General features: G+C 57.0%; 19 protein-coding genes. 5 read left to right on the forward strand and 14 right to left on the reverse strand.

Features of this window, described 5'->3' with window-relative positions:
* Positions 1-59: 59 nt before the first annotated feature.
* The 5 genes from J0A66_RS13490 to J0A66_RS13510 are packed head-to-tail and all read right to left on the reverse strand — an operon-like array spanning position 60 to position 6,766.
* Entirely contained in the window at positions 60-3,203 is a 3,144-nt protein-coding gene (locus J0A66_RS13490; protein ID WP_206574357.1) for an efflux RND transporter permease subunit, read from the reverse strand.
* Positions 3,204-3,211: 8 nt separating this feature from the next.
* Entirely contained in the window at positions 3,212-4,453 is a 1,242-nt protein-coding gene (locus tag J0A66_RS13495) for an efflux RND transporter periplasmic adaptor subunit (protein ID WP_206574358.1), read from the reverse strand.
* Between the two features lie 12 nt (positions 4,454-4,465).
* Positions 4,466-5,740, reverse strand: a complete 1,275-nt coding sequence (locus J0A66_RS13500; RefSeq protein WP_206574359.1) for a TolC family protein — start codon at positions 5,738-5,740, stop codon at positions 4,466-4,468.
* A 58-nt stretch (positions 5,741-5,798) separates the two neighbouring features.
* The gene (locus tag J0A66_RS13505) at positions 5,799-6,128 is read right to left on the reverse strand and encodes a hypothetical protein (RefSeq protein WP_206574360.1); all 330 of its coding nucleotides are present in this window, start codon (positions 6,126-6,128) and stop codon (positions 5,799-5,801) included.
* 11 nt (positions 6,129-6,139) lie between these two features.
* Positions 6,140-6,766, reverse strand: a complete 627-nt coding sequence (locus J0A66_RS13510) for a cation diffusion facilitator family transporter (RefSeq protein WP_206574361.1) — start codon at positions 6,764-6,766, stop codon at positions 6,140-6,142.
* Between the two features lie 71 nt (positions 6,767-6,837).
* On the opposite strand from J0A66_RS13510, the gene J0A66_RS13515 reads away from it, so the two are divergent.
* A complete protein-coding gene (locus J0A66_RS13515; protein ID WP_206574362.1) occupies positions 6,838-7,224 on the forward strand; it encodes a MerR family transcriptional regulator in 387 nt (128 codons plus the stop codon).
* A 6-nt stretch (positions 7,225-7,230) separates the two neighbouring features.
* On the opposite strand, the gene J0A66_RS13520 is transcribed toward J0A66_RS13515, so the two are convergent.
* The 5 genes from J0A66_RS13520 to xylB form a co-directional block, all read right to left on the reverse strand.
* Complete coding sequence (locus tag J0A66_RS13520; RefSeq protein ID WP_206574363.1) at positions 7,231-7,821, reverse strand: hypothetical protein; 591 nt, start codon at positions 7,819-7,821, stop codon at positions 7,231-7,233.
* A gap of 159 nt (positions 7,822-7,980) precedes the next feature.
* Positions 7,981-8,964 carry a Gfo/Idh/MocA family protein gene (locus J0A66_RS13525; protein WP_206574364.1) on the reverse strand — a complete coding sequence of 328 codons (984 nt, stop codon included), beginning with the start codon at positions 8,962-8,964 and terminating at the stop codon, positions 7,981-7,983.
* Between the two features lie 494 nt (positions 8,965-9,458).
* Complete coding sequence (locus tag J0A66_RS13530; protein WP_206574365.1) at positions 9,459-9,878, reverse strand: hypothetical protein; 420 nt, start codon at positions 9,876-9,878, stop codon at positions 9,459-9,461.
* A gap of 121 nt (positions 9,879-9,999) precedes the next feature.
* Positions 10,000-11,319: a xylose isomerase gene (gene xylA / locus J0A66_RS13535; RefSeq protein ID WP_206574366.1), complete on the reverse strand. Its 1,320-nt coding sequence runs from the start codon at positions 11,317-11,319 to the stop codon at positions 10,000-10,002.
* Positions 11,320-11,428: 109 nt separating this feature from the next.
* A complete protein-coding gene (gene xylB, locus J0A66_RS13540) occupies positions 11,429-12,883 on the reverse strand; it encodes a xylulokinase (protein ID WP_206574367.1) in 1,455 nt (484 codons plus the stop codon).
* Positions 12,884-13,066: 183 nt separating this feature from the next.
* On the opposite strand from xylB, the gene J0A66_RS13545 reads away from it, so the two are divergent.
* Both J0A66_RS13545 and J0A66_RS13550 read left to right on the forward strand, forming a co-directional pair.
* The gene (locus J0A66_RS13545) at positions 13,067-14,263 is read left to right on the forward strand and encodes a XylR family transcriptional regulator (protein ID WP_206574368.1); all 1,197 of its coding nucleotides are present in this window, start codon (positions 13,067-13,069) and stop codon (positions 14,261-14,263) included.
* A 186-nt stretch (positions 14,264-14,449) separates the two neighbouring features.
* Positions 14,450-15,466, forward strand: a complete 1,017-nt coding sequence (locus tag J0A66_RS13550; protein ID WP_206574369.1) for an acyltransferase family protein — start codon at positions 14,450-14,452, stop codon at positions 15,464-15,466.
* Here the strand turns inward: J0A66_RS13550 and fghA are convergent.
* The 3 genes from fghA to J0A66_RS13565 are packed head-to-tail and all read right to left on the reverse strand — an operon-like array spanning position 15,459 to position 17,778.
* A complete protein-coding gene (fghA, locus tag J0A66_RS13555) occupies positions 15,459-16,310 on the reverse strand; it encodes an S-formylglutathione hydrolase (RefSeq protein ID WP_206574370.1) in 852 nt (283 codons plus the stop codon). The genes J0A66_RS13550 and fghA overlap by 8 nt on opposite strands.
* 25 nt (positions 16,311-16,335) lie before the next feature.
* Complete coding sequence (locus J0A66_RS13560; protein ID WP_241264194.1) at positions 16,336-17,454, reverse strand: S-(hydroxymethyl)glutathione dehydrogenase/class III alcohol dehydrogenase; 1,119 nt, start codon at positions 17,452-17,454, stop codon at positions 16,336-16,338.
* A gap of 24 nt (positions 17,455-17,478) precedes the next feature.
* A complete protein-coding gene (locus tag J0A66_RS13565; protein WP_206574371.1) occupies positions 17,479-17,778 on the reverse strand; it encodes a CBS domain-containing protein in 300 nt (99 codons plus the stop codon).
* A 517-nt stretch (positions 17,779-18,295) separates the two neighbouring features.
* Here J0A66_RS13565 and J0A66_RS13570 point away from each other — a divergent pair.
* Both J0A66_RS13570 and J0A66_RS13575 read left to right on the forward strand, forming a co-directional pair.
* Positions 18,296-19,789, forward strand: a complete 1,494-nt coding sequence (locus tag J0A66_RS13570) for a SulP family inorganic anion transporter (RefSeq protein ID WP_206574372.1) — start codon at positions 18,296-18,298, stop codon at positions 19,787-19,789.
* On the forward strand, positions 19,789-20,652 hold the full coding sequence (locus J0A66_RS13575) for a universal stress protein (RefSeq protein WP_206574373.1): 864 nt from the start codon (positions 19,789-19,791) through the stop codon (positions 20,650-20,652). The genes J0A66_RS13570 and J0A66_RS13575 overlap by 1 nt, the downstream gene beginning before the upstream one ends.
* A 55-nt stretch (positions 20,653-20,707) precedes the next feature.
* Here the strand turns inward: J0A66_RS13575 and J0A66_RS13580 are convergent, their stop codons facing one another.
* The gene (locus J0A66_RS13580; protein ID WP_206574374.1) at positions 20,708-21,532 is read right to left on the reverse strand and encodes a putative porin; all 825 of its coding nucleotides are present in this window, start codon (positions 21,530-21,532) and stop codon (positions 20,708-20,710) included.
* Between the last annotated feature and the right edge of the window lie 26 nt (positions 21,533-21,558).

Below are 21,558 nucleotides of genomic sequence, written 5' to 3' on the forward strand. Positions count from 1 at the left end.
ATTGGGGAAGGCGATAAACCCAAGGCTAGGAAACAGGGGCGATCCTTCGCCCCGATCCGTTAACGAAAATCCGGCGTTTCGTTTAACTGCCGTCGATACACCAGCTTGTACAAGGCCGGCAGGACCAGCAGGGTCAGCAGGGTGGAGGAGAGGATCCCGCCTATCACCACGGTGGCCAGGGGGCGCTGCACTTCGGCGCCGGTGCCCAGGTTAAAGGCCATGGGCACAAAGCCCAGGCTCGCCACCAGGGCGGTCATCAGTACCGGCCTGAGCCGCTGGCTGGCGCCCTGTCGGATGGCCTCCAGCAGGGGATGTCCCTCGTCCCGTAGCTGGCGGATAAAGGACAGCATGACGACACCGTTGAGCACCGCCACCCCGGACAGGGCGATAAAGCCCACCGCAGCGGAGATGGAAAAGGGCATATCGCGCAGGCTCAATGCCAGCACCCCGCCGGTCAGCGCCAGCGGCACGCCGCTAAACACTATCAGCGCATCCCGCAGCGAGCCAAAGGCGCTGAACAGCAGGCCCAGGATCAGCAGCAGGGTCAGGGGCACCACCAAAGAGAGGCGGCGGCTGGCCGACTGCAGTTGCTCAAAGGTGCCGCCGTAATCCAGCCAGTAGCCTGGGGGCAGGCCGAGCTGGGCGTTCATCACCCTTTGGGTTTGCTGGATAAAGCCGGCCAAATCCCGCTCTGGCACATTGGCGGTCACCACCACATTGCGCTTACCGCTTTCACGGTTGATTTGGTTGGGCCCCTCGACGATGCGGATATCCGCCACCTCACCCAATGGCACATAGGCCAGCTCCGGATTGGCTGATTGGGGTACCGCCACCGGCACCTGGGCCAGGCTGTCGGTATTGTTTGACCAGCGCTTGTCCATCCTCACCACAAGCTTAAAGCGCTTATCGCCCGCATAGATAAGCCCGGCCTGCACGCCGCCGACCGCTACGCTCACCGCCTGCTGGATATCGGCGATGCTCAGCCCCAGCAGCGCCATGTGGTCGCGCTGAGGCTCCACCACCAGGGTCGGCAGGCCGGATAACTGCTCCAGGCGAACATCGGTGGCACCCTCAATGCCGGCCAGCAGCGCGGTGGCTTTTTCCCCGTAGGTTTTGAGCCTGTCCAGGTCGTCGCCGTAAATGCGCAGGGCCACATCGGCCCGGACCCCGGCAATCAGCTCGTTAAAGCGCATTTCGATGGGCTGGGTGAACTCATAGTTATTGCCCGGCACATCCTCCACCTGCTGCCGGATTTTGTCGATGAGCGCGGCCTTGGACAACTGTGGGTCCGGCCACTGTGCACGGGGTTTGAGCATAATAAAGGTATCGGCCACGTTGGGCGGCATGGGGTCGTTGGCTACATCCGGGGTGCCGATTTTGGAAAATACCCGCTCGACTTCCTCGATATTACTGACCACCTGTTCCAGTTGCCGCTGCATGGCCACCGACTGGGCCAGGCCGGTGCCCGGAATCCTCAGGGCATGCATGGCGATATCCCCTTCGTCCAGTTGCGGCAAAAATTCGGCCCCCATCTTACTGGCGTGCCAGCCCACCCCCACCAGCAGTGCCAGGGCCAGCAGCACCAGCAGCGCCGATTGTTTGAGGGAGAAGCTAAGCAGCGGTTGATAGAGTCGTCTGGCCGCCCGCATCAGGCGGTTTTCCTGCTCCACCACTTTGCCGCGCACAAAGATGGCCAGGGCCGCCGGAACAAAGGTGAGGGCAAACAACAGGGCGCCCAGCAGGGCCGCTACCACGGTGAAGGCCATGGGATGGAACATTTTTCCCTCCACCCCGGACAGGGCAAAGATGGGCAGATACACCAGCATGATGATGAGCACCCCGAACACCGCAGGGTTGAAGACTTCCTTGGTGCCCAGGTACACCTCATGCAGGCGCTCCTGCAAGCTCAGCAGTCGCCCGGCCCTGTGCTGTGCCATGCCCAGGCGGCGCAGGGCGTTTTCCACCACGATCACCGCCCCATCCACGATAATGCCAAAATCGATGGCCCCCAGGCTCATCAGGTTGCCCGACACCCGGTTGGCGGCCATGCCGGTCACCGCAAACAGCATACTGAGCGGGATCACCAGCGCGGTAATAAGGGCCGCAGTGACATTGCCAAGCAGCAGAAACAGCACCAGGATAACCAGCACGGCGCCCTCGAACAGGTTTTTCTTTACCGTTTCGATGGTCTTGTCCACCAGGCTGGTACGGTCATACACCGCTTCCACCCGGATCCCGGCGGGCAGGCTCTGCTGAATTTGCACCAGTTTATCGGCCACCTGCTTTGCAACAATGCGGCTGTTCTCACCCAGCAGCATCATGGCGGTGCCCATCACCGCTTCTTCTCCTTCGTAGGTGGCTGCCCCGGTGCGCAGTTCCTCACCGAAATAGACCTCGGCCACATCCTTGATGCGCACCGGCGCATCGTCGCGCTTGGTCACCACCAACTGGCGGATGTCCTCCAGAGTGTGCAACTGACCCGGCGTACGTACCAGATACTGCTCACCGTTACGCTCGATGTAGCCGGCGCCGCGGTTAAGATTATTGCGCTCAAGAGCCTGCACCAGGTCGGTGATACTGAGCTTATAGGCCAGCAGCTTGCCGGGAATGGGGGCAACCTGATATTCCCGTTCAAAGCCGCCGACGCTGTTGATCTCCGTAACCCCGGGCACCTTGAGCAGTTGCGGCCTGACCACCCAGTCCTGCAGGGTGCGCAGATCCTCGGCGTTATAGGGTTGGCCGTCGGCTTTACGGACATCCGGTATGGCATGGATGATATAGGTGAATATCTCACCCAGGCCTGAGGCAATGGGCCCCAGGGTCGGCTCGATGTCATTGGGCAATTCGCCGCGGATGGCCTGCAGGCGTTCGCCTATCTGCTGACGGGCCCAGTAGATGTCGGTGTCTTCCTTGAAGGTTACCGTCACCTGCGACAGGCCATACCGGGACAGGGAGCGGGTATAGTCGAGCTTAGGCAGACCGGCCATGGCATTTTCGATGGGGTAGGTAATGCGCTGCTCCACCTCCAGTGGCGTATAGCCCTGGGCGCTGGTATTGATCTGCACCTGGATATTGGTGATATCCGGTACTGCATCAATGGGCAGGCGCAGCAGGTTATACACCCCCAGGGCGGCGATAAGGCCCGTTAGGGCCAGGATCAGCCAGCGCCTTTTTATGGCAAAAGAGACAGTGCTATCAATCATGGCTGACCTCAGTGTGCATGGCTGGCGCCGGCTTTGAGTACATCGGCCTTGAGCACATAGCTGTTGGTGGTGACATACTCGGTACCGGGCTGCAGGCCGTTCAGCACTTCCACCCAGTCCCCGTCCGCCTGGCCCAGTTCAAGGGGACGGGCCTCGAAGACATTGCCGTAACGGGCAAATACCACGGGTTTATCGAACAACTGCTGGATGGCCTGGCGGCTGACCCGCAGGGCCACGGCTTTATTGCCGGTGATAATATCGGCCTTCACATGCATGCCGGGGCGCCAGTGTCCCTGGGGGTTATCGATGGCCAGCCTGGCCCTGGCGATATGTCCGCCCGTCATCATGGGCGCCAGGTAAAATACCTCTGCCTCGGCTTCCAAATGGTGGTGCAGGTCATACACCCGGGCCACCTGGCCCACGGCCATCTGTTCGATGTTTTCCGGAAAGGCTGACAACTCCACCCAGACCCTGGACAGGTCAGTGATCTCCAGCAGGCCCTGGGTGCCGGCCAGTTCGCCGGCATTGACCCATTGCTCGGTCACCTGACCGCTGGCCGGACTGTCGATGGTGAAGCGCTGCAGGGTCTGGCTATTGCGCACACGCACCAGGGGCTGGCCTTTACGGACCTGATCGCCGACGCTGACCATCACCTGCTCCACCACGCCCTGGTAGGGGGACATCAGCACAAATCGCCGGTCTGTGGTGGGGGCAATGACGCCAAACAGGGTTTGCTTGAATTCCAGTTGGCCCGGCCCGGCAGATTCGGTTTGCAGTTGTGTGGCGCGGATCGCCCGGTCGGATAAGCGAGTGCGTCCCTCATACTGCTCATAGTCCCACTGGTAGCGCTGATCCTGCCAGTTGGCCGTCACTGTTACGTCGAAGGAATGGGGTTCCCCCACACTCTGGTTGCTGACCTGATAGTCCTGCTCGGCGTGAAAATCCAGGGTCTGAGGCTCACCGCCCAGCCGGTTGAGGACAACCGCCAGTCCGACCGAATCGGGGGGCAGCGGAGCCTCATCCTGATAGGCGTAGACGCGCATCTGGGGCGCCACGCCGATTTCATAGAAGGTGATTTCCAGGGTCAGTTCACCCTGGCTGAGCAGCTTGCCGCCATGGGGGCCGACCGGGGTTTGTTCTTCGTGTTCGTCGCCGTGCCCATGGTCACCGGAAGCCAGAGCCGGCAATGCCGGCAGCAGCATCAGGGCCAGCCACAGGCTGGTAAAAGCGTTTCGGATTAGGTTTGTCATGCTGATTGTCTCTTATTCATTGTCTGCGCTGCCAAGCAGGGACTGACCTGTGAGGCCCTGCATGGCCAGAAGGAGTTGCAACTGGCTGATACGGGTTTCCAGTAACTGACGTCTGGCCTCGAACAGGGCCTGCTGAGCATCGAGCAGTTGCAGTACGGAAATCTGCCCGTTCTGATAGCTTTGCCGGCTGTCCGTAAGCAACTGTTCGGCGCCTGGCAGCAGAGTCTGTTGCAGTTGTTCGGTCAGCCTTGCGGTGGTTTGCATCTGGGCGTATAGGGCGGCTACCTGGCTGCGCAGGGACTGGCGCAGCAATGCCTGTTGCTGCGTCAGGCCATCCATTCTGGCGCGGGCCGCGGCAATATTGCCCCGGTTGGGATCCTGCAAATGCAGCGGCATGGAAAAGCCCAGTACCAGAGCACTGTCGTCGCTACCGGCGTTGTGGCGAAGTCCGGCGCTGACCGTCATATCCGCCACTCCTCTGGCCTGCTCCAGGGCCAGTTGGGCCTGTTGCGAGCGGACCTGCTGTTCCAGCAGTAAAAAGTCAGGGGCGCGGTTTACCGCCTGCTGCCAGGTGGTCTCATCTGGAAGAGTTGGCAGTTGCGTGGTATCGCCCTCCACCTGCGAAAAATCCGCCGGGCTCAGCCACATCTGGCCCAGTTGAAAACGGGCCGCGTCGAACTCTCCCTGCAGCCGGGTATGAGCCAGTTGCATCCGGGCCAACTGGTAGGCCATACGCGAGACGTCGGCAGCCGAGACGGCGCCGGCATCTGCCCGTTTGCGGATAGTCTCCAGCAGTTCACGGGACTGCACCAGCCGTTGCTGATTCCAGTCCAGCAACTGCTGCCATTTCAGCACCTGATAGAACTTAGCGGCGGTGTCCACCAGTACCTGCAGCCGATCCGCCTCATAGCCAACGGCAGCTTCGCGCAGCCGTTGCTGAGCCAGGGTCAGGCGTTGCTGACGTTTGTCGCCCAGCTCAATCAACTGGCCAAAAGACAGGGTCAGTTGGGCCGAGGTCAGGCCCCGGCTGTCGCCTGTGCCCAGTACATTCTCAATCTCGGCACTGAGGGTGGAGTTGGGACGCAGATCCGCCTGCAGGCGTTCGGCCTCCAGTGCCCGCACTTCATAGGGGTAGGTCTGCAGTGTCGGGTGGTGCTGCAGGGTGTTTTGTAAGGCCTGTCTGAGGCTTAAGGAGGTATCTGCCAGTACCTTACCAGGTAGCAGCAGCCAGACCATAGTCAGCAGAGCCAGGCGGGGTCGCCCGGCACGTGAAAATATCCGTTGCATAAAGAATTCTTCGCTGTTGTTGAACGGTTGGGTTGGGCCAGAGGCCCGCCATCATCAATCAGGTCAGCGAAGTATCCGGCGGCGGCACCGGCGGCTGGTAGTAGAGATTCAGGTAGCTGAAGAAAACAGGAGCCGGCCTGCAGGCCGGCGCGAAGATCGGGCAAAGCTCGCTGCCATAACCGGTGTGACAACTTAAGTGCACATGGAGTTGATGTTCAGGGTCGCCGTCCGATGTACCCGACTGATGCTGTCCATGCCCTTCCAGATGCTGCAGGTGCGAATAGCCATCATGCTCGGCATCGGCAGCGGAAAACGGCGCACCGGCACAGGCAAAGAAGCTGTGCATGGTCATCAGCAGCAAGACATAGATCAGTGGTTTAATGTTCATCCCTTAGTGATTTATCCGCAGCAGGAGTCGGGGACCTTGTCAGATTCGTTTGTCGTCGCCTTGGCGGCACGGATAATACGCACCGCCGAGGTCATGATGATCAGCGCAATCACAGTCCCTATCAGCCAGTCCGGCCAGGCGGCGCCCAGCCAGGTGACCAGGAAGGCAGACAATATGACGCCGCCGTTGGCCAGCATATCATTGCGCGAACAGATCCAACTGGCGCGCAGGTTAATATCGCCCTGGCGGTGCTGGTAAAGCAGGGCAAAACATAGCACGTTGACCAGCAGGGCCACAAAGGCGATGCTGAACATTATGTCGGCATTGGGGCTGGCGCCGGTCAGGATATTTTGTATCACATCCACCAGCACCAGAGTACCCAGTGTCAGTTGCAGGGTGCCGTTGAGCATGGCGGCCCTGGCTTTATGTTGCAGGGACTTGCCCACCGCATACAGGCTGACCCCGTAGACCAGGGCATCGGCCAGCATATCCAGTGAGTCGGCCAGCAGGCCGCTGGACTGGGCCAGCCAGCCGGCACAAAACTCCACCACAAACATGACAGCGTTCAGGATAAGCACTGTCCAGAGCAACTGACGTTGTTGCCTGTCACTGGCTTTGGGGGCGCAACAGCCTGCCATAGATGAACCTTTTGATGTTAAAGCACTCACACAGGCCATAGAATAAAGGTTCCAGCAACTGGAAGGTCAAGATGAAAATCAATCAACTCGCCACCGCCAGCGGCATCCCGGCCAAAACCATCCGCTACTATGAGCAAATCGGTCTGCTTGAGCCCGCCGAGCGGGCGCAAAACGGCTACCGGCTGTATAGTCAACAGGATGTGGACTGCCTGGTGTTTATCCGCCGCTGCCGGGATCTGCAGATCCCGTTGGAGGAAGTCGGGCGTTTGTTGCAAGTGCAGCGTCAGCCCACAGACTCCTGTGACGAAGTGGAAAATATCATTAAACGCCAGCTGCAGCGGGTACAGCAAACCCGGGAGGAACTCAGTAAGCTGGAGGCCAGCCTGACGGCGCTGGCCAACTGTTGTGACAATAACCAGGTCAGCAAATGCGGCATCCTCAGTCAGCTTAAGCCTTAGCTTTGGTTACTCCATCGACAGCTCTGCCGCGAGCTGGCGCTTTTGTTGCTCTGAGAAGTCCGAGCATTGCTCAAATACCTCACCGACCGCCTGTTTGGCGGACTGGCCCTGGCTGCGTTTGGCCAGGGTATCGGCGATCAGTTGAGCGGCCAGGGAGTCGCTCTGTACCCCCATATTCAATACAAGTTCCTGTTCAGGCAGGCTGTATTGGTCAAACACAGCCCCCAGCAAGGTGGAACAGGCCATCAGCTGTACCTGGGTATTGCCGTCCTCAGCAAAAAAGCTTTGCTCTTTATCCAACTCTGCTGCGGGCAGGCTCTGGCAATGTTGATGCAGGGCCTGAGTTACAGCGGCCTCGTCCAGTCCCTGTTCCAGTCGGTCGAAGGCCAATCGCACCAATTGAGCATCTGTCCCTTCCCTGACCAATCCGAGCAGGTCAGCGCTGAGATTGGCCGGATAGCCCAGCTGATGATAGGTCAGTGCCGAGAAGGTCAGGTTCTGGGCCCGTTCTTCACAATCAAGCCAGGATACCTGGGCGAGAACAGATACTGGGCTTAATAAGGCAATCAATGAAAGACAAGCGAGTGGGGTGTTCATGCAATCCTGGCTCCTGCTTAACGTGGAATACAAGCTGTCCTTTGTGCTGCCGTCTGTTTTGAGCGCATTGGCAGACAGGCAAATCATACTCACTTGCTAAAGAAAGGGAATGGGCAGAGTGGGGGGCGGACCACAAAATTTGTTCCAGCCACACGCCGGCTATTTTGGCGGCACCCCGGGTATCCGCGCCAGAATGGCTTGTAGTTGTCTCTGACATTCCAGACTGGCGGATAAGGGCATGCCAGGGGCTTCCAGTCGTCCTTCGCGGATAGCCTCAGTGGCCGCCTGGATCTCAAACTCAAAGCCACTGCCCAGGCGGTTATCCTCAAAGTGCTCCACCCGCTGGTCCAGTACATAGAGGCTGGCCTGACTGGCACGGAAGAAATCCGGAATGGCGATATAGCCGTTGTCGCCAATAATAAAGGCCCAGTTGGGCAAGCGGCAGCGAAAGGAGGTACCCAGGCTCGACACACTGTCCGGGTATCGCAGTGTCCAATTGACATCATCTTCCACACCATTGGGGGCCTGGTGATAATCGACCGATAGGCTTTGGTAGGGTGCTGGTTTAAATAACAAGTTCAGGGCTAATGGATAGATCCCCATATCCAGCAGGCAGCCGCCGGCCAACTGTGGATTATAGGTGCGGGCATTGACGTCATAGGGCTGCGGATAACCAAAATCGGCTTTGATGTGCAGGATGCGACCAATACGACCTTCATCCACCCATTGTCTGGCTTTGCGGATAGCCGGCAAAAACCAGGTCCACATGGCTTCCATCAGGAACAGGCCCTGGGCTTTGGCCAGGGCAATCAAGTCTTCACACTGCTCTGCCGATACGGTAATCGGCTTTTCACACAATACGTGCTTACCGGCCAAAAGCGCCTCCCGGACCTGTCCGTAATGCAGATTATGGGGGGTCGCGATATAGACGGCATCCACCTGCGGGTGATCAAACAACTGCTGGTAACCTTCCAGGGGTACAGGAATCTGATATTGCCGGGCAAACTCCCTGGCATCCTCCAGGTTTCTCGAGGCCACTGCATACACTTGACTGTTGTCGACATGGCGCATGTCACTGGCAAACGTATGGGCAATGCGTCCGGCACCGACAATGCCCCAGTGCAGGTGTTTGTTTGTGCTCATGGCTGCTCCTTTGTTAAAACCCGTGATGCTTAAAAGGCCCGTATCTGCCAGGGTAGTGTTGAAGACAGACTAACCCTAAGTCTTGTCATTGACGACCCCACACAGAGATTTGATCAGGTGAATATGGGATAAAGTAAAAGCTCTGGCTTAGGGCGTGTTTATCTTTATATTGACGCTTTGCTGGAGGCCATTTTTTTGCCCAGCAAGGAAGAAGGAGTGCAGTTTAGTGAACCTAAATAAGCGACTGACCAATGGGAATGGAACCCATGAGAACAGCTTGGTTCACCGCTTATCGGCGAGTATCAGAGATGACATGAGTAAAAATGACCCCAGCCTGAAGGGTTGAGGCTAAAAAACCTCACTCTGCGTTGCTCCCAACTTGTTTAGATGACTAAAAGGCATTACTCGCGCATTGATTGAGGGGGGCTCTTAACAAAGACCAATATGAAAGATAAACACGGCCTAGGGAATCCCGGCCTGCCTGAGCTGATAATTCAGGAAGTCTGAGACGATTTCCTCGGGGAGGGCAGTTGGCAGGCGAAGCCTTTTTCATTCAGCCAGTCGATGGCGGCCCGGGGATTCTGGGTATAGAGCTGGGTCTGGGTATCATAGCTGGAGACTTCCCCAACGATGCGTTTTTGCATGTCGAATTTGCAGACGGTGGCCTCATGGGTCTGATTGTTGGCTGCGCACCATTCGTAGATTTGAGCAAAGCCCTGCTGAGCTTCCAGGGTGGGCATAATCCAGTTGCGCATATCCACATAGGCGGCCCAGGGTTTATCCTGAATGGGGGCGACCTTGACCTGCACTTCGGCAAACACTTTTCTGACGGTGGAGGCCGACCAGACCCCGGTCAGGCGGACAAACAACACTTGTCCCACCACTTCCAGTTTGTATAGATCTTCTTGCCGCATCGGTTAATAAGTTGTTAATGCTTGTCTTTATCGACTATACCCCAGCCAGACACAAACCCCAAATTCGAGCATAAAAAAGCCCGGCAAGCCGGGCAAAAGACACACACATCACCAGAAAGCGTCAGCCATATATTGCCTGGTTTACCAGATTCTCCAGCAGCTCCTGCCGGCCACTTACATGCCGGGGCGACAGACCCTTGTCATTGACGAGGGAGGCGAGGGATTCCAGACTGTGCTGGCCGCCCTGAATGGCCTTGCCCAAATCGCCATTCCAGCCCGCGTAGCGCTTGGCTTTAGCATTGCCGAGGAAGTCATTTTCCAGCATCGCGGCAGCGCGCTTGAGCGCCATAGCCAGATGGTCCATGCCACCGATATGGCCATGGAACAGATCGTAGCGGTCTGAGCTTTGGCGACGGAGCTTGGCGTCAAAGTTGAAGCCGCCGGTGGAGAATCCGCCGGATTTGAGGATCTCGTACATGACCAGGCTCAGCTCTTCCACTGAATTGGGGAATTGGTCCGTGTCCCAGCCGTTCTGTGCATCGCCGCGGTTGGCGTCGATACTGCCGAAAATGCCCAGGGAAATGGCAGTGGCGATTTCATGGTGGAACGAGTGGCCGGCCAGGGTGGCGTGGTTGGCCTCGATGTTCATGCGGAACTCATCTTCGAGGCCAAACTGCTTAAGGAAGCCATATACCGTAGCCGAGTCGTAATCGTACTGGTGCTTGGTGGGTTCCTGTGGCTTGGGCTCGATCAGCAGGGTGCCCTTGAAACCAATCTTGTGCTTGTGTTCCACCACCATCTGCATAAAGCGACCCAACTGTTCCCGTTCCTGGCGCAGATCGGTGTTTAACAGGGTCTCGTAGCCTTCTCGGCCACCCCACAGTACATAATTCTCACCGCCCAGGCGCTTGGTGGCATTCAGGGCATGGAATACCTGGGTAGCGCCGTAGCTGAATACTTCCGGATTGGGGTTGGTGGCGCCGCCGGCTGCGTAACGGGGATGGCTGAACAGGTTGGCCGTGCCCCACAACAGCTTGACGCCGGTTTCTTCCTGTTTCTGCTCCAGTACATCCACCATGGCAGCAAAGTTGTTGATGTAGTCCTTAATACTGTCTCCCTCGGGTGCCACGTCAATATCATGGAAACAGTAATAGGGGATGGTCAGCTTGCTGAAGAACTCAAAGGCCACGTCAGCCTTCTGCCGGGCCTTTTCCATGGGCTCACCGGCTTCCAGCCAGGGGCGGTTGAAGGTGCCGGCGCCAAACACATCCTGGCCGTTCCAGCAGAAGTTGTGCCAGTAACAGGCGGCCATACGCAGATGCTCTGCCATGGACTTACCCAGAATCACTTCCTCGGCGTTGTAATGTTTAAAAGCCAGGGCATTCTGGCTCTTTGGACCCTCGAAGGGAATCTTGTCTATCTGGTCGAAATACTGAGCCATGGGTGCTCTCCGGTTTAAAGTCGTGCCGTCATCTTGGCCTTTGCCAGGGGGGCGGACAATTATGTTTTTTCGGCTGCAACTTGTGCTTTTTGCCCGCCGGGAAGTTACATTAAAAATGCGCTGACAGGCTCTGGTAGAGGCCTTTGAAGCGGGCAAACCGTTCCTGCAGCATTGGGTGACGGAGGGGATCCGGCTGATGCACCTGAACCAGCTCCGGTGCAGGGCAGATGTCCTCCAGGGCGGTTTCGGGTTGTACCGCCAGTTGGGCCAGTCGAGCGGCCCCCAGGGCAGGCCCGACTTCGCCGCCGCGCCTGTAAGTCAGTGGTCGGTTAAGGATGTCGGCCAGCAGTTGACGCCAGTAGGCGCTGCGGCTGCCGCCGCCAATCAGGCTGATCTCATCCGGCACCAGCCCGCTGGCATGTAGGACCTCGGCGCCCTGTGCCAGGGCGAAACCCACCCCTTCCAGCACCGAGTAGGTCAGACTCTGCTGATTGCTGTCATGATCCAGGCCAAACCAGACACCTTTGGCTTCCGGCCGGTTATGGGGCGTACGTTCCCCTGAAAGATAAGGCAGGAACAGGGGGGCGGTGGCCGGTTCAGGCGGGCTTTTCTGCAGCGCATCGAGTAACTCGGCCACCGGAGCCCTGCAGACCGAATCCGCCAGCCATTGCAGACAACTGGCCGCACTGAGCGTCACCGACATCAGGTGCCAGGTGTGGGGCAGGGCGTGACAGAAACTGTGCACGGCCGATTCAGGATTGGCCAGAAAGCCGTCGCTGACTGCAAAGTACACGCCCGAAGTGCCCAGAGACAACATGGCCTGGCCGGGTCTGACCAGACCCACCCCCACCGCACCGGCAGCATTGTCACCGCCGCCGGCCACCAGCGGCACTGGGTTCATGCCCCAGCGACTGGCCAGTTCCGGCAACAGGGTGCCTGTGATCTGGTTGCCCTCAAACAGGGCCGGCATCTGTTCTGTGCCCAGACCACAGGCGTTCAGCATCTCGTCACTCCAGTCCCGTTTGCCCACATCCAGCCACAGGGTGCCGGCCGAGTCGGACATATCCGAGGCAAAGTCGCCGCTCAGACAAAAGCGCAGGTAGTCTTTGGGCAGCAGCACCTTGGCAATCTGTGCAAAATTGTCGGGCTCAAATTGCTTCAGCCAGAGCAGTTTGGGGGCGGTAAAACCCGGCATGGCCAGGTTTCCGGTAATGCGCCGGGCAGCCGGCACGGCGTCTTCCAGTTGCCGGCACTGGGCGGCACAGCGGCCGTCGTTCCACAGGATGGCCGGACGGATAATACGCTGTTGCTTGTCCAGCAGGGTAGCGCCGTGCATTTGTCCGGACAGGCCAATAGCCCTAACCGCGCCCAGGGACTGACGTGAGGCCAGTTCATCCAGGCATAGTTGCAGGGCCTGCCACCAATGCAGTGGGTCCTGTTCAGACCAGAGTGGATGAGGACGGGAAACAACCAGGGGCGCATTGGCCTGATCCTTCACATGACCGTCCTGCCCCAGCAGGATAACCTTTACTCCCGACGTGCCCAGATCGATTCCAAGATACATCAACGCTTACCTTTCACGCTTGAAAATATCCTGCAATCCTTGGTCACGGGAGCCTCGGCAGCAATTACGATATTTCATAATCCTCTGTCGAATTATGGTTCAGGTCTTTTCTGAAATGCTCTGGAAGCTATGATAGCAAAGGGTTGTTAATATTTGGTTAAAACCAAAAAAGGTAATCGCTATATGTTTAAGGCCAAACATAGCATCACGCTGTTATTCAATGCCAACAAGGTATACGACCGTCAGGTGATCGAAGGCATCGGTCATTACCTGCAGTCATCCAAAGTGGACTGGGATCTGTACCTGGAAGAGGACTTTCTCTGTCGTCTTGAGCAGATCCGAGACTGGAGCGGCCACGGCATCATTGCTGACTTTGACGATGTGGACATTCAGCAGGCGTTGCAGGACAGTGAGAAGCCAGTGGTCGGTGTGGGAGGCTCCTATGCCAATCCGGCAGACTATCCTGCGGTGCCCTATGTGGCCACCGACAACCTCGCTCTGGTGCGGGCCGCCTATGAGCATCTGAAACAAAAGGGCCTGGAGCGTTTCGCTTTTTACAGTCTGCCTTTTGATGAGCATCACCGCTGGGCCCGGGAGCGGGAAAAGGCCATCCTGGAACTGGTAGCGCAGGACGGTTACGACTGCCAGATTTACCAGGGCCACTGTACCCGGCCTGAAACCTGGCACTATGCCATGAACCGGCTGACTGACTGGATCCAGTCGTTACCCAAACCCATAGGCATCATTGCCGTGACCGACTCGCGGGCCAGGCATCTGTTGCAGGCCTGTGACCATATTGGCCTGGTGGTGCCGGATAATGTGGCGATCATAGGCATCGATGACGATGACATCGCCCGTTTCCTCAGCCGTATCAGTTTAAGCTCTGTGACCCAGGGATGCTTCGAGATGGGCTACCAGGCCGCCAAGCTGCTGCACAGACAACTGAGTGACAGCAGATCGGGTAACAAGCAGATACTGATCCCGCCAGCCGGGGTGGCGGCCCGTCAGTCCACCGACTTCAAGGCGCTCAAGGATCCCCATGTCATACAGGCGATGCATTATATCCGCCAGCACGCTACCCGTGGCATCAAGGTGGAACAGGTGACCGATTATGTGGGTATTTCCCGTTCCAATCTGGAACAGCGTTTTCGCGCCGAACGGGGACATTCCATCCATACTGAATTGCATAACCAGAAGCTGGGCCGGGCTTGCAAGATGCTGCTCGACACCCAGGTCAGTCCGGCCGATATTGCCAGTGTGTGCGGCTATCCGTCCTTGCAGTACATGTACGCCGTATTCAAACGGCACTTCGAGCAGACGCCCACCGAGTACCGCCATCAACATCAGTCTTCAGGGACAAGCCAGGTGGTAAATTTTTAGGGAATGACTGAGATTCTCTTATCCTGAGTTTTAAAGAGCCTTCCTAAAGTCAGGCACGTTCCTTGCCTAGGGTTTTCTGACAGACAAGAACTGACTTGAACGACCCTGCAAGGCGCTAAAACAGGGCCGTCAGTCAGGTGAGCCTGTTTAGGCTGTCGTCAGATGGCAACAACCCAGGGAGGGAGCATGACACAGGCAAGGGAAAACTGGATAGATGGGGTCAAGGGGCTGACCATCAGCCTCGTGGTATTGCATCATGTGTTGATGGGCATCAATGCCGGCCCTGGATTTCCCGAAGGTCTGATGGAAATCTATCTGCTGACCACTCCCATTCGTATGCCGCTGTTTTTTCTGGTGGCCGGCTTTTTTGCCCGTCAGGCGCTGACATCCGACCTGGCCGCCTTCGTTGATAAAAAGGTGCTGTATTTCGCCTATTTCTTTCTACTGTGGAATAGCATCAGTGTGGTCAGTCGTTATCTGCTTGGGAACTTTACCAATAACCAGGTCGAACTGGCTCAGTTGGGGCGTTTTCTGTGGGAGCCCTCCTATACCCTGTGGTTTCTGTACGCCCTGTTGCTGGCCTTTTCAGTTGCCCGGCTGACCCGCTCCGTTCCTTTCTGGCTGCAACTGGCAGGTGCGCTGTTGCTGGCTTTTGTGGTCGGATTTGGCCAGTCTGACGCTCTGCCTTATGTGTTTACCGGCACAATCCGGTTTTATCCCTTCTTTCTCTGTGGCTGTTATGGTTCAACCATGATCCGCAGGGCAGTGCGCAGTGGAACCTGGAGCGATATCCTGTGCTTCACTGTTGGCTACCTGGGTCTGGCGTTTCTTGCCTACCGCTTCTTTGCGGTTGCCAATCCGCTGCTCTACTACCCCATGGCGATACTCAGCAGTGCCGCCATCATGTGTCTGGTCTGCAAACTGGACCGCACTGCTCCGGGTCGTTTGTTGCAATACGTCGGGGAACGCAGTCTGCCCATCTACCTGATGCACTTTATTCCCGCCGCCGGGGTACGGGTGGTGGCCACCAAACTGGGTTTTGCCGACTATCCGGTGATGATCCTGTTGGTGGGAACGCCAGTGGCTATCCTGGCCTGCCTAGGGGTTAACGCCTGGCTGAAGCGAACCCCCAGGCTGACTTTTCTGATTCGGCGGCCCGATTGGTGTCATTACCGTCCTGCCTCCAGGCAAATGGCTATCTGAGCCGATTCAGATGGACCGCGTGGAAACGCAGGTGATCCTCAATAAAGCTGGCGATAAAGTAATAGCTGTGGTCATAGCCCTGGTGATAACGAAACTCGCCCGGGTAACCGCATTCGATACAAAGCCGCTCAAGAGGACGGGTCAGCTTCTGGCTGGCGAGGAAATTGTCTTCCAGTCCCTGATCAATCAGTATCGGCAGCCTGGTTTTCGGGTTTGACTTGCTCAGCAGGTAACAGGCGTCATATTGCTGCCACCTGCCTTTATCCTCGCCCAGATAGGCCGTGAAGGCTTTTTGCCCCCAGGGACAATCCGCCGGGTTGACGATAGGCGCAAAGGCCGACACCGAAGTGAACCGCTGTGGGTTACGCAGGGCCAGCACCAGGGCGCCGTGGCCGCCCATGGAGTGACCGGCAATGGCGGCTTTACCCAGCTTGAAACTGGCTTGCAACAGGGCGGGTAACTCGTCCATCAAGTAGTCGTACATCCGGTAATGCCGATCCCAGGGAGACTGGGTGGCATTGAGATAAAAGCCGGCACCTTTGCCCAAATCATAGGCTTCGTCGTCCGCTACCTCTTCCCCTCTGGGGCTGGTGTCAGGGATCACCAGCATGATGCCAAGCTCGGCGGCCACTCTCTGTGCCCCTGCCTTGGTGGAAAAATTCTCATCGTTGCAGGTCAGCCCCGACAGCCAGTAAAGCACCGGTAAGGGTTCATCCTGCTGTGCCTGGGGTGGCAAATAGACAGAAAACTGCATCTTGCAGTTAAGAACCCTGGAGTCGTGCTCGAAGCGCTTCTGCCAGCCACCAAAACATTTAAACGCGGATTTCTCACTAAGTTGGCTCATCCTTTTCTCCTTCCTCCTCAGTCTGTCAGTAATGGATCACGCTGCGGATGGACTCGCCGTTGTGCATCAGGTCAAACGCCTTATTGATGTTTTCCAGCGGCATGGTGTGGGTGATAAAAGTGTCCAACTCGAACTCGCCGTCCAGATAGCGCTGTACATAGTCGGGTAACTGACTGCGTCCCTTGACGCCGCCAAAAGCGGTACCGCGCCATACCCGGCCGGTCACCAGTTGGAAAGGACGAGTGGAGATTTCCTGGCCGGCCCCGGCGACGCCGATGATCACCGATTCGCCCCAGCCTTTATGGCAGCATTCCAATGCTGAGCGCATCACATTCACATTGCCGATACATTCGAAGGAAAAGTCCACTCCGCCGTCTGTCATTTCGACTATGACTTCCTGAATGGGTTTGTCATATTGTTTGGGATTCACCATGTCGGTGGCGCCCAGTTGTCTGGCTATCTCAAATTTGTCTTCATTGATATCGATGGCGATGATGCGACCAGCCCCGGCCATACGTGCACCGATAATCACCGACAAGCCTATCCCGCCTAAACCGAACACGGCTACCGTATCGCCGGTTTTGACCTTGGCTGCATTGACCACGGCGCCCATACCGGTGGTGACGCCACAACCGAGCAGACAGACCTTCTGCAATGGCGCTTCCTTGGGGATTTTGGCCAGGGCAATCTCAGGCACTACGGTATGTTCGGCAAAGGTGGAGGTGCCCATATAGTGATAGATGGGCTGGCCATCCTTGCTGAAGCGGGTAGTGCCGTCGGGCATAAGGCCCTTGCCCTGAGTGGCGCGGATGGCCTGGCACAGGTTGGTCTTGCCCGATTTGCAGAACTTACACTGGCCGCATTCCGGCGTATAGAGAGGGATCACATGATCCCCTACGGCCACGCTGGTCACCCCTTCGCCGACGGCTTCGACCACGCCTGCCCCTTCATGGCCGAGAATGGCCGGGAAAATGCCCTCCGGATCCTCTCCAGAGAGGGTAAAGGCGTCGGTGTGACAAACGCCGGTGGCAACGATGCGCACCAACACTTCGCCTTTTTGTGGCGGCATCAGGTCCACTTCTTCTATGGACAAGGGTTTGCCGGCTTCCCAGGCGACGGCGGCGCGGGTCTTGATTGGTTGCATGATATCTCCCTGCTCACTTTGGCATTAATTGGCGTATTTATGTTGAAGACTAAGTCTATCAAGCATGACGGCGTTTGGAACGCGACTAATCTGATGATTTGAAGGGTCTGCCAGTAATCTTTCACCTCTTTGGATGTCATGCAGGCCGATGCAATACAGCTTGAGGCTGGCGGACGGATTAATGGTGAACCCGATTTGCCTGTCATGTCCGCCCTTGGAGATGGTGCCGACATCTTTGTCGGCCATCAGGCTGGCGATATCGACCAATGAGGTACCGGAATCGCACCATTCGACTCCCTGATGCTTTGCGCCTCTTACTTTCATGCTGTTCGCCTTTTCACTGAAACAGGTGACTGAACATCAGGTTGAACACTTGGTTCAATCTTTCACTGGTAAGGTTATTAAAAACCGGCAGGCACTGCCCCGGGCTGTGCCTGCAGCACTGAAAATGCTGGTCTCCGGCTGGCTGAAGTTCGCTGAAAGGCAGCTACCTGTTTGGCCTCCCGGGAAGTTCTGTCGTCAGTGGTGGGACAGTGCAGGGCAACATGGGAAAGGGGAAAACACCATGGCCTTCCAGCCCCGTTAAGTAACTGTATCTTGGTGTTTTTATGTGTCTGCGGGCGGCTGCCGGTTGTTATTCCAGCGTCATCTGCGTATCATCCGCGACCTTGCAAAGATTGACAGAAGCCTGATTCGTGCTGCTTACGCCACCCTAGAACTGACCTTTCCTTTGGCTGCAAACTCTGCCCTGCGGGCAAAAATGCCAGCCGCACTTTGTCTCCGGACTATCCTTAGAATCGGCCGCCTGGTCGTGTTTTCAGTTAAAAAGAAGAGATTTATTATGCTATTACACTCAACCAAGCAGGATTGGCTGGGCAATATCCGTGGTGATCTGCTGGCCGGCCTGGTGGTTGCCCTGGCTCTGATCCCAGAAGCTATCGCCTTTTCCATTATCGCTGGTGTCGACCCCAAAGTCGGCCTCTATGCCTCATTCTGTATTGCCGTGATTATCGCAATAGTCGGCGGGCGTCCCGGTATGATCTCGGCCGCCACCGGCGCCATGGCCCTGGTCATGGTGACGCTGGTCAAGGAACATGGTCTGCAGTATTTACTGGCAGCGACCCTGTTGACCGGGGGGCTGCAGATACTGGCCGGTTATCTGAAACTGGGCAGTCTGATGTCCTTTGTGTCCCGCTCGGTGGTCACAGGTTTTGTCAACGCCCTGGCTATTCTGATTTTTATGGCCCAGTTGCCCGAGCTGACCAATGTGACCTGGCATGTGTATGCCATGACCGCAGCCGGCCTGGGCATCATCTATCTGTTTCCCTATCTGCCGGTGGTGGGTAAGGTGATTCCCTCGCCGTTGGTTTGTATTCTGGGGTTGACCCTGGTCGCCGTGTTCCTCGGCCTGGATATCCGTACTGTGGGGGATATGGGCCAGCTACCGGATACTTTGCCGGTATTCCTGTGGCCCGAGGTACCCTTGAACTTCGAAACCCTGGCGATCATCTTCCCTTATTCGGCTGGGCTGGCCGTAGTCGGTCTGCTGGAATCCCTGATGACCGCCACCATAGTGGACGATCTGACAGACACGGACAGCGACAAAAACCGTGAGTGCAAGGGGCAGGGGATTGCCAACATCGGCGCAGGTCTGTTGGGCGGTATGGCCGGCTGTGCCATGATTGGCCAATCCATTATCAATGTGAAATCCGGCGGAAGGGGACGCCTGTCGACGCTGGTAGCAGGGATATTTTTGCTGATCATGGTGGTTTTCCTGTCGGACTGGCTGAAGCTGATACCCATGGCGGCGCTGGTGGCGGTGATGATTATGGTGTCCATTGGTACGTTCAGTTGGGAGTCTGTGCGCAACCTCAGATCTCATCCTCTGTCCTACAATATAGGGATGCTGGCGACCGTGATGGTGACGGTGGCGACCCACAATCTGGCCTACGGTGTGTTTGTTGGGGTGCTGTTCGCCTCGGTGTTTTTTGCCAACAAAGTCAGCCACTTTATGTACATCGACAAAGAACTGAATGAACAGGGCACTATCCGGACTTACCGGGTCATCGGCCAGGTATTTTTCAACTCTGCGGATAAATTCAGCGCCGGCTTTGATTTCAAGGAGGTGGTTGATAAGGTGGTCATAGACCTGCATCGGGCGCACTTCTGGGATGTATCGGCGGTGGCGGCCCTGGACAAAGTGGTTATCAAGTTTCGTCGCGAAGGAGCCGAAGTGGAACTGATTGGTCTCAACGAGGCCAGCGAAACCATAGTGGATCGTTTCGGGGTGCATGATAAACCGGAAGAAATTGAGAAGGTACTGGGAGGACATTAATGACCGAATCAACTACCCCTGTGGTGTTGGCCGGAATCGACGGTTCCAACATCAGCCATGCGGTGGCGGATTATGCAGGCTGGATCGCCGCCAGGGTCGATGCGCCGCTCAAGCTGCTGCATAATCTGGAACGGCTCGAAACCCCCATGGTCGCCGATTTAACCGGCAGCATCGGCCTGGGCACCCGCGAAACCCTGCTCGAAGAACTGACTGAAGTGGAGTCCAGGCGCAGCAAGATTATGCTGGAGCAGGGCAAGCTGATGCTGGAGGAAGCCCGCAAGCGGGCCACGGCCTTTGATGTCCAGCATACCATTCTCTGCCAGCGTCACGGCGGCCTGCCGGAAACCCTGGTGGATATGGAAGAGGATATCCGCGTGCTGGTGCTGGGCGTCCGGGGTGAAGCACACGACAATCAGCAGGGTCTGGGCAATCAACTGGAAACCGTGATCCGTGCCTTGCACAAGCCGGTGCTGGTGGTCAACCGCAACTTTGAGCGGCCCGAACGTATTATGCTGGCCTATGATGACAGCGAAGCGGCGCAAAAGGCGCTGAATATGCTGGTCACCAGCCCCCTGTACAAAGGCATGACCTGCCATGTGGTACATGTTGGCAAGGATGATCAGCCGACCGAAGAGCTGCTGGGCAGGGCCAGGCAGCGGCTGGAACAGGCAGGCCTGGATGTACGCGTGGCGAAGCTGAAGGGCACGCCGGAGGAGGAGCTGATCGGCTATCAGGAGCAGCACGGCATACAGATGATAGTGATGGGCTCTTTCGGCCACAGCCGCCTGCGGGAAATGCTGCTCGGCAGCTTTACCCTGAAGATGCTGGAGAAGGTGAAAATCCCCTTATTGCTGTTACGCTGAGTAATCCAGCAATATAAATGAAAACGGCCCGGTAGGGCCGTTTTGCTGTCCGCGATCAGAACTGACCGATCAGACTTAAACCATAGGTCTTGTAATCTGAATCGTCGGTGGCACCACTGTAATTGACCGACATGGCCAGGTTTTCGGTGAAGTAGTGCTTGCCGGCCAAACTGAAGCTGTTGTCATCGCCGCAACTGACGCCGACCGAGCTGGTCTGGCTAAAATAGTAATCCAGCGTGGCTGACCAATAATCTTCATCCGAGTATTCGAGATCGGCGGTTGACAGCTCTATTTTTTGGTAGCTGAAGCCTACTCCCAGATAACGTTCGTCGCCTAGGTGGGTAAAGTAGCGGCTGCTGAAGCCAGGTGCATCCAGATCCTCATCCAGGGTTGCAGTAAAGCCGAGATAGTCTTTTCCCTGCAACTGGTGGGTATAACTGGCGGTGACACTGTAGTGGGTATCACTGCGCTCAGGTGCCACGGCCTGCAGTTTTACCAGCAGGTTGGGGCTGAGCAGATAACCCACAGAGAATGACTTGGTGTCCGCGCTACCCTGATCGTAATCTGACTTGTAGTACTGGGCGCCGAGCAGAAGGTTGCCATAAAACAGCTCACCGCCTACGTTCCAGGAATCGTAATAATCATTGTCCGCGTAACCAGCTTTGACATTGCTTTTGCTGTTGATGTAATCGAATTCGGCAAGGGGACCGAGGGTTTGCTTGGGGCTGAAGTAGTATTGACTGCCCACAGACCATAACTCGGTATCCTGATAATCTGAATCAATCTTCTGCACGTATAGTTGAGTGAACGACTGGTAGCTCTGGGCCGAGGCCAGGGTGGAGCAAAGCAGCATGGAAGCGAGTACCGTCAGTTTTTTCATGAGACTGTCCTTTGTCTTTTTAATCA

The organism is Bowmanella dokdonensis, from assembly GCF_017254865.1.
Taxonomy (GTDB): domain Bacteria; phylum Pseudomonadota; class Gammaproteobacteria; order Enterobacterales; family Alteromonadaceae; genus Bowmanella; species Bowmanella dokdonensis.

Excerpts from the sequence above, each read along its gene's own strand:
- J0A66_RS13490 (WP_206574357.1), bottom strand. The coding sequence starts at position 3,203 with ATGATTGATAGCACTGTCTCTTTTGCCATAAAAAGGCGCTGGCTGATC.
- J0A66_RS13495 (WP_206574358.1), bottom strand. The coding sequence starts at position 4,453 with ATGACAAACCTAATCCGAAACGCTTTTACCAGCCTGTGGCTGGCCCTG.
- J0A66_RS13500 (WP_206574359.1), bottom strand. The coding sequence starts at position 5,740 with ATGCAACGGATATTTTCACGTGCCGGGCGACCCCGCCTGGCTCTGCTG.
- J0A66_RS13505 (WP_206574360.1), bottom strand. The coding sequence starts at position 6,128 with ATGAACATTAAACCACTGATCTATGTCTTGCTGCTGATGACCATGCAC.
- J0A66_RS13510 (WP_206574361.1), bottom strand. The coding sequence starts at position 6,766 with ATGGCAGGCTGTTGCGCCCCCAAAGCCAGTGACAGGCAACAACGTCAG.
- J0A66_RS13515 (WP_206574362.1), top strand. The coding sequence starts at position 6,838 with ATGAAAATCAATCAACTCGCCACCGCCAGCGGCATCCCGGCCAAAACC.
- J0A66_RS13520 (WP_206574363.1), bottom strand. The coding sequence starts at position 7,821 with ATGAACACCCCACTCGCTTGTCTTTCATTGATTGCCTTATTAAGCCCA.
- J0A66_RS13525 (WP_206574364.1), bottom strand. The coding sequence starts at position 8,964 with ATGAGCACAAACAAACACCTGCACTGGGGCATTGTCGGTGCCGGACGC.
- J0A66_RS13530 (WP_206574365.1), bottom strand. The coding sequence starts at position 9,878 with ATGCGGCAAGAAGATCTATACAAACTGGAAGTGGTGGGACAAGTGTTG.
- xylA (WP_206574366.1), bottom strand. The coding sequence starts at position 11,319 with ATGGCTCAGTATTTCGACCAGATAGACAAGATTCCCTTCGAGGGTCCA.
- xylB (WP_206574367.1), bottom strand. The coding sequence starts at position 12,883 with ATGTATCTTGGAATCGATCTGGGCACGTCGGGAGTAAAGGTTATCCTG.
- J0A66_RS13545 (WP_206574368.1), top strand. The coding sequence starts at position 13,067 with ATGTTTAAGGCCAAACATAGCATCACGCTGTTATTCAATGCCAACAAG.
- J0A66_RS13550 (WP_206574369.1), top strand. The coding sequence starts at position 14,450 with ATGACACAGGCAAGGGAAAACTGGATAGATGGGGTCAAGGGGCTGACC.
- fghA (WP_206574370.1), bottom strand. The coding sequence starts at position 16,310 with ATGAGCCAACTTAGTGAGAAATCCGCGTTTAAATGTTTTGGTGGCTGG.
- J0A66_RS13560 (WP_241264194.1), bottom strand. The coding sequence starts at position 17,454 with ATGCAACCAATCAAGACCCGCGCCGCCGTCGCCTGGGAAGCCGGCAAA.
- J0A66_RS13565 (WP_206574371.1), bottom strand. The coding sequence starts at position 17,778 with ATGAAAGTAAGAGGCGCAAAGCATCAGGGAGTCGAATGGTGCGATTCC.
- J0A66_RS13570 (WP_206574372.1), top strand. The coding sequence starts at position 18,296 with ATGCTATTACACTCAACCAAGCAGGATTGGCTGGGCAATATCCGTGGT.
- J0A66_RS13575 (WP_206574373.1), top strand. The coding sequence starts at position 19,789 with ATGACCGAATCAACTACCCCTGTGGTGTTGGCCGGAATCGACGGTTCC.
- J0A66_RS13580 (WP_206574374.1), bottom strand. The coding sequence starts at position 21,532 with ATGAAAAAACTGACGGTACTCGCTTCCATGCTGCTTTGCTCCACCCTG.